This window comes from Pseudochelatococcus sp. B33, from assembly GCF_053570585.1.
In genome coordinates this window covers 47,935-53,934 of sequence record NZ_JBSEFH010000034.1, presented here as the reverse complement: position 1 = coordinate 53,934, position 6,000 = coordinate 47,935, and the positions used below count along the sequence as shown (strand labels likewise).

At 56.6% G+C, this 6,000-nt stretch carries 6 protein-coding genes; 4 read left to right on the top strand and 2 right to left on the bottom strand.

Going from position 1 to position 6,000, the window contains the following annotated elements; translation table 11 throughout:
* Positions 1-135: 135 nt before the first annotated feature.
* Together ACUSIJ_RS26675 and ACUSIJ_RS26670 are read right to left on the bottom strand one after the other, a co-directional pair.
* Complete coding sequence (locus tag ACUSIJ_RS26675) at positions 136-1,044, bottom strand: NAD(P)-dependent oxidoreductase (protein ID WP_449311456.1); 909 nt, start codon at positions 1,042-1,044, stop codon at positions 136-138.
* 56 nt (positions 1,045-1,100) lie between these two features.
* Complete coding sequence (locus ACUSIJ_RS26670; RefSeq protein WP_449311455.1) at positions 1,101-1,646, bottom strand: Lrp/AsnC family transcriptional regulator; 546 nt, start codon at positions 1,644-1,646, stop codon at positions 1,101-1,103.
* 226 nt (positions 1,647-1,872) lie between these two features.
* On the opposite strand from ACUSIJ_RS26670, the gene ACUSIJ_RS26665 reads away from it, so the two are divergent.
* From ACUSIJ_RS26665 to ACUSIJ_RS26650, 4 genes are all read left to right on the top strand, one after another.
* A complete protein-coding gene (locus ACUSIJ_RS26665; protein ID WP_449311454.1) occupies positions 1,873-3,129 on the top strand; it encodes a CaiB/BaiF CoA transferase family protein in 1,257 nt (418 codons plus the stop codon).
* Position 3,130: 1 nt separating this feature from the next.
* Positions 3,131-3,616 carry a MaoC/PaaZ C-terminal domain-containing protein gene (locus tag ACUSIJ_RS26660; protein ID WP_449311453.1) on the top strand — a complete coding sequence of 162 codons (486 nt, stop codon included), beginning with the start codon at positions 3,131-3,133 and terminating at the stop codon, positions 3,614-3,616.
* 80 nt (positions 3,617-3,696) lie between these two features.
* Positions 3,697-5,370: a thiamine pyrophosphate-binding protein gene (locus tag ACUSIJ_RS26655; RefSeq protein ID WP_449311452.1), complete on the top strand. Its 1,674-nt coding sequence runs from the start codon at positions 3,697-3,699 to the stop codon at positions 5,368-5,370.
* A gap of 17 nt (positions 5,371-5,387) precedes the next feature.
* Positions 5,388-5,927 carry an SRPBCC domain-containing protein gene (locus tag ACUSIJ_RS26650; RefSeq protein ID WP_449311451.1) on the top strand — a complete coding sequence of 180 codons (540 nt, stop codon included), beginning with the start codon at positions 5,388-5,390 and terminating at the stop codon, positions 5,925-5,927.
* The last annotated feature ends 73 nt before the right edge of the window (positions 5,928-6,000 follow it).

Sequence of the window (6,000 nt, the reverse complement as noted above, 5' to 3'; positions counted from 1 at the left end):
GCAGAACGAACCCAAGAAGCAACGTGGAGACGTACCGGCTCCTTGCTCGACAATTCACGCAGTACGAATGCCGAAACTACTTGCTCAACGCTGGATACGGAGCAACTTTATGTCATTCCGCGCTAAAATATTGGCTTATATAGTCTTTTGATGACTTTCTTGATTGCGGGGGCGCGCTACAAGCCTTTTGATTACCGGCCAGTATTCGTGGGCCCAGCCTGCATCCACCGCCTTCCTGAGCAGATTTTGGGTGAGGCGCGCCGAGCGTGCCTCAACGTGAGCGTCGCGGGCCATCTGAAGCGCGTAAGTTACGTCCTTCAGCTCATACTCCGTGGAAAATACACCGATCGGGAAAGAATCGACAGCGACGGACTGCAAGCCATGATTGCGCAGAGCGAAGCTGTCGGCCGACCCCTTAGCCAGTGTCTGGAATAGCTCCGTCGTCTCGATTCCGTTGCGTTGCGCAATGAGAGCTGCTTCACACAAGGCGACCACAGTGCTCGAAACGATCATGTTGTTGAGGATCTTCACGACCTGCCCGCTGCCGATCGGACCGCAATGAGTCACCTCCGTCGCAAAGCAGGCGAGATATGGCCTTATGCGCTCGAATACTTCAGGGCGCGCCCCGACGGTCACGGCGAGATTCCCGGCCTCCGCAGCGGCGCGCGTGCGCGCGACCGGAGCATCGGCGTAGCTCACGTCCGCCGCCTCGAACCGGTCGCCGATCTTGCGGGTCAGTTCAAGCTGGCTCGTTCCGAGGTCGACGACGGTCTGGCCCGGCCGACTATTTCTCAGCAAGCCGTCCCGTCCTTCGCAGAGGCTCTTCAAATGGGCTCCGCTGGGCAGTGAAATGAACACGATTTCCGCCGATGCCATCACCTCTGCCGCAGAGGCCACCGGCTGCACATCGTGCTCTTCGAGCATTTCCAGCGCTTTTGCATTCCGATCGAAAGCATACACAGTCGAGCCACTTTTTTGAGCAAGATGCCTGCACATCGGTGCGCCCATTACGCCAACGCCAATGAAACCCAAAGAGATCGCCATTGCTCACAGTCCTTCCATGCGCCATATGCTATAGGGCTAAAATTAATCGCCTAGGATCACTCGTTCGTCCAAACAAAGGAGAAGCGCCCTCCGACCCGTCGCATCTGCATGAGCCCAATCATGCAATCGCTGCTGGAGAAGCCGGGCATCGCCCGTATTTTGGTAAGTGTGACTCTCGACAAATCGGCGATGTTCTTGGTCAAGACACTGACCAAAAGGTCGTACTGACCCGAAATCGCAACAACGACCTGAACTTCGTCGATCGTAGCAAGATAGCTCATGGCATCCCGAATATCGACGCCGTTGCTGAGCCGAATTCCTATCGAGGCGCTGACGCTGAATCCGACCGCCGCCGGGCTGACCTCCACGCGATAGCCAAGAATTGTCTTTGACGCTTCCAGGCGCGAGATCCGATCGAGGACCAAGGTCGCCGAGACCTCGAGTTCTCTCGCGATCGCACGGGCAGACAGACGCGCGTTTCGAGAAAGAATCGACAGTATTCTTCGGTCCAGATCGTCGAGTTGAACTGCGGGTTCGGTGCCATCGGTAAGCAGGAAGTTGTCCATCTTCGGTGGTATGTATTCGCTATTCTGTCCGCTCATTGCAAAGCTGCCCCTTTGTCCACTGCACCGTGCCTGAACCCCTGTTTATCCCCGAATTTGGAGAAGGTCGATAGGGAAACGTCGCGCCACATGCCCCGCACTCAAGCGCACGGATTTCCGGGGCACATCGACAACATACATAAATTATAACCTCAAATTTGTTGACGTTTGATTTTTTTTATGGAAAAAATGAGGACGATTAAAAAACGGGAGGACAGGGCCGACCATGAGGCCTGAAACCATAGGTTCCGTCGAACAACTACCCCTGAAGGGAGTAGTCGTTGCCGACTTTACGCATGTGATCGCCGGACCGCTGGCCACCCAGTTCCTCGCCGATCTGGGTGCGGACGTGATCAAAATAGAAGAAGTCCACCGGGGCGATGTCGGTCGGTCCATGGCGCCCTACATCTCTGGCCAGAGCCATTATTACCTCGCGTTCAACAGGAACAAACGCAGTCTGGCGGTCGACCTCAAGGATCCGCGCGGTCTCGCTGCGGTCAATGAAATTGTGCGCCGGGCGGACGTGCTTGTCGAGAACTTCGCGCCAGGTTCGATGGCACGTCGTGGGCTCGCCTACGCAGACGTGCAAAAACTAAATCCGGGCATCGTTTACTGCAGCATTTCCGGCTTCGGCCAGGAGGGACCACTCGCCAGCAAGGGCTATTACGACCTGATAGGTCAGGCTTATGCCGGAATCATGAGCACCAATGGCGAGCCGGATTCTCCCCCGGTCAAGGTGGGCGTGCCGGTGGGCGACACTTCGGGATCACTTTTTGCGACAATCGCTATACTTTCGGCGCTTCACGGCAAGAGAGAAACCGGAAAAGGCAGGTATATCGATCTCGGCCTCTGTGATTGCCTGCTTTCAACCCTCGCCAACTATGGAGGCTACTACCTGGCCACAGGCATTCAGCCTCAACGCGCGGGTTCGAAGCACTATTATTCGGTCCCTTACGGCTCTTTCCCTGCAAAGGACGGCGACATCGTCATCGGCGTCTTCACCGATGCTCAGTGGCAGTCAATCTGCGAGGCCCTAGGCCTGCAAGCACTGGCTTCCGACGAACGATACACCACCGCGGCTGGCCGGGTCGCGCACCGTCAAATCATTGATTCAGCAGTTGTCGAGAAATTGTCTTGTCTGACCGTTCAGGAGGCCGTTTCTCGCCTGGATGCAGCGTCGATCCCTTGCGGCCCGGTCAACGACATCGGTCAGGCTCTATATAACCCGCATATGCAAGGGCGCGGTATGGTCAAGGACGTCCACCATGCCGGCTACGGAAGCGTGCGCGTCATTTCACACCCGTTCGGCGATCTGGCGGCCCAGCACATGACGGCGCCGCCCCTGCATGGGGAACACTCCGCCGAGATTTTAGCCGAGGCCGGTCTCCCGCAAGATCAGATCGAGGCGCTCATCGTTCAGGGGGTCATCAGATCGCCTGCATCTTCAGAACTGCAAAGAAATACAAGTAGAGGTTCGGCCTGATATGGCGAAGACGCTAGAACAATTCCTCGTGCCGTGGAGATCTTATGATGAGATTCCCGATGGCTTTGAATTCAGCGGCACAGGTCGCACGATCACCGAAGCTGACTTGCTTATGTCTGCACTGGGCGGGAGCTTTGCTCCCCTTCACGCCGATACCGAGTGGATCCGCGCCAATACACCTTTTCCTGATCGCCTCTTACCCGGAACGACGATCCTGCATTATTCACTGAACCAGATCAGTTCGACGCTGATTTACAGGTATCTGATCGTTGCGTTTCTGGGACTGGACAAGGTGCGCGCCAAAGTACCGGTAGTCCCAGGGGATACTATTTCATCTTTCGCAAAGATCGTTGACAAGCGCCTGACATCGGGCGGCGATAGAGCCATTCTCAAGTTTGAGATTTCGGTGAAGAACCAACGAGATGAAATAGCGATGACATGCGAATACACGATTCTGATTCGTCTTCGCTATGAGGATGCCGCCTAGAGGCTGTTATGAACTGGCAGTTTATGGAAACTGTCTTTGGGATCGTATCGCCTGGCAGACGGGGAACAGAAAGTTCGATCATGAAGCTCGCTGAATCAGTAGCCTCTGCTGTGGTCGACGAAGGCGTCGACACCATGTTTGGTGTCATTGGCGACGGCAACATGTCGATCTGGGCAGCGCTGGCGAAGCAGAATAGTGTATCGATCTACTCGGCACGCAACGAAGCGGGCGCCGTCGCGATGGCCGACGGCTACTTCCGCGGCAGTGGCAGGCCAGCCCTCGTCACACTGACCAGCGGCCCTGGATTGACTCAGGTCGGGACTTCCCTTGTGGCCGCGTCCCGCGCGCGCAGCGAACTTGTGATTGCGACAGGGAGCCTGGCCACAAGCAATCACCGCACCGGCATGCAGAAGTTCGATCACAAACGATTCGTCGATGCCTGCGAAGCCATGTATGTGCAGGTTGAGTCGCTCGACACCGCCGCCGAAGAGATCGCTGAGGCCTTTTATGCCACAAGGAGGTACCGCCGCCCTGTACTTCTCGATGTGCCTCTTGCGCTCCAGGAGACAGAGCTCAACTGGGCATGGGATTATCGACCGGCGAGCAACTTCATCCCCGGCCGGCCCGCAGCGAACGACGACGACGTCGACCGCCTTGTCGACCTGTTGGCAACCGCGCAGTATCCGGTAATCATTGCCGGTCGGGGCGCCCGCTCTCCAGAAACGCGGCGGCTGATCATCCGTCTTGGTGAGATCACTGGAGCCTTGCTGGCGACGTCCCTGCAGGGTAAAGGAATGTTCGACGGGATGCCGTACGATGCCGGCATTTCCGGCTCATATGCAAGCGCAGCAAGCGAGGAGGTGCTTGGTCAAGCTGACCTTGTTCTCGCTGTTGGCGCGGAGTTCGGATACTACACCAGTGAGGGCGGGCTGCTTTATCCTGATGCGCAGATCGCTCGCATAGACATTTCAGAGCCCGGCAAGCTCGGAATGCTTCCAGGGCTGCATCTACGCGGCGATGCGGCGAAAACGCTCGCCAGGGTTGTTGAGCGTCTCGAAAGCGTGGGGCATAACAATATTGGATTTCGTACCAAGGAAACGATGGCCGTTCTTTCCAGAGCTGCGGACAAATACGAGTCTGCCAGCGACGGCCTCGATCCACGGCTCTTGATGCGCCATCTGTCCCGCGCCATCCCCGAAAATGCGCTGATCGTCTCGGGACTCGGCCATTTCCTGGGATTTGTGGCGATGCACCTGCCCGTACCGAGCGATTCGACCTTCCACGTTTCGATACAGTTCGGCTCGATCGGCCAGACCATTCCGGTTGCATTCGGAATGGCCCTCGCCCTGCCTGACAAACCATGCATCGTCATCGAAGGCGACGGAAGCCTGATGATGAATATCCAGGAACTGGATACTATCGCCCGGTACAACAGGCCCACGATTGTGGTCGTGATGAACGATGCCGCGCTGGGCGCGGAAGTGCACAAGCTTGGCGCCAAAGGGTATGAGCCTAATCTCGCAAAACAATCCTCGCCGGATTTCGTTGGACTTGCACAAAGCCTCGGGGGAGACGGCGTGTTGCTTGATAAGGAAGAAAATATAGGAGACGCAATCCGTCGCGGACTGGTGGAAGGCGGTCTGTTCCTTGTCGACGCGCGCGTATCCCCAACCGAAATGAACGACGCCTATCGGAAAGTACTATATGGCATCCCGAACCGGTCGCCATTCCTGAAACATGCACGTTCGGTCTAAAGGCAGGAACCTCGACCATGATCACTTCTGACGGCACTTTCGGCGTACCACTGCCGGCGGATGAGGCCATTGCAGCCATGTCTGACCTCAGGCGCATGGCCAAATGTCTGCCTGGTGCGGAACTTGAAGGGCCAGACGAGAGCGGCGTTTATAGCGGAGCCCTGGTCGTCGCATTCGGTCCAAAGCGTATCCGTTTCGAAGGGCAACTGAGTTCCGATTTCGATGTCGATAATCGGTGTGGAACCGTATCGGGCGTCGGGGTCGGCAAAGTAAGAAACTCTAACGTGGCGGTAACGGCGAAATTCAACGTCCTGCCCGGCAACGACATCGGTAACTCGGTCGTGAACTTCACGTTGATCGCTCAATTTGGCGGCATACTTGCCGATCTGGCACGATCGGGCGGCCGGGTGGTATTGGCTGTCTTGCTTGATGAGTTTTCCCGAAATCTCAAGGAGGAATTGACTTCGCCACACGGCATCGTAGCCAATCGCATGGCACTCAAGGCGCATACGCTGGCCTGGCGAGCAATTCGCTTGAAATCTAAAGGAACATCGTGATCTGCTTTATTCGGCATATTGGCATCAAGCGCCTTTGAGTTTCCGTGATCCGACATCCGACGTCTTTCACGAG

Coding starts and splice junctions, on each gene's coding strand:
- ACUSIJ_RS26675 (WP_449311456.1), bottom strand. CDS start 1,044: ATGGCGATCTCTTTGGGTTTCATTGGCGTTGGCGTAATGGGCGCACCG.
- ACUSIJ_RS26670 (WP_449311455.1), bottom strand. CDS start 1,646: ATGAGCGGACAGAATAGCGAATACATACCACCGAAGATGGACAACTTC.
- ACUSIJ_RS26665 (WP_449311454.1), top strand. CDS start 1,873: ATGAGGCCTGAAACCATAGGTTCCGTCGAACAACTACCCCTGAAGGGA.
- ACUSIJ_RS26660 (WP_449311453.1), top strand. CDS start 3,131: ATGGCGAAGACGCTAGAACAATTCCTCGTGCCGTGGAGATCTTATGAT.
- ACUSIJ_RS26655 (WP_449311452.1), top strand. CDS start 3,697: ATGAAGCTCGCTGAATCAGTAGCCTCTGCTGTGGTCGACGAAGGCGTC.
- ACUSIJ_RS26650 (WP_449311451.1), top strand. CDS start 5,388: ATGATCACTTCTGACGGCACTTTCGGCGTACCACTGCCGGCGGATGAG.